Here is a 622-nt window from a genome sequence, read left to right as displayed (position 1 = left end):
TAAACCGGAATTCCACCGGCTTGACTACACACCCTTAGCTGGGCGCACAACTGGAAGTTATAGTGCAATCTTTTTCCATTTTCTAATCTTGGTTCTAAAGGTTCCGAACGGAGCAACTGTATTAACATGTATGAATTTGTATACTTCCCAGACAGCTGTTTTAGTTGCTTCGTCAGCCCATTTTCTCATATGTGGTTTAAATAATTCTTCCTCACTCAGAGAATCAATCATTACATAAATAGAGTTGATATTCTCATTCAATCTGTCTTTCAATTCTTGCAGTGACAGCTGAGCATATGTATCTGTGAACCATTGATATAATTCGCCAAGCTGATTCCACTTAAAATTATCCGAAGGAGTTTTGACAGGAATACCCTTTCTTTCGTCTGATTCCCATTTAATAACAAGAGTTGTCCAGCCAACCTGATAAGCAAGATTTTCTGCCGGAGTTCGATCGACCTCATCAATTCTCTTATCTTTTAAATGCTCCGGAATATCATTAAATTCTGAAATATACTTTGCAAAGCTTTTATTTATCTCGTTTTTAAGCTCGTCTTTATTCTCATATGTTCTCAATAGTCTATCTCCTCAGCTTCCGATTTTCCAGTTTCAAAAAAAGGAT

General features: G+C 36.8%; 1 protein-coding gene. It reads right to left on the bottom strand.

What is annotated here, in order from left to right:
* Positions 1–57 precede the first annotated feature (57 nt).
* Positions 58–576: a ClbS/DfsB family four-helix bundle protein gene (locus PGU50_RS12810; RefSeq protein ID WP_055264514.1), complete on the bottom strand. Its 519-nt coding sequence runs from the start codon at positions 574–576 to the stop codon at positions 58–60.
* Positions 577–622: the final 46 nt, after the last annotated feature.

Source organism: Coprococcus sp. AM11-30B, assembly GCF_027674365.1.
In the GTDB taxonomy this organism is placed as follows: Bacteria; Bacillota; Clostridia; order Lachnospirales; family Lachnospiraceae; genus Allocoprococcus; species Allocoprococcus comes.
The sequence above is the reverse complement of the archived record's forward strand: the minus strand, read 5'-3'. Positions and strand labels throughout refer to the sequence as shown.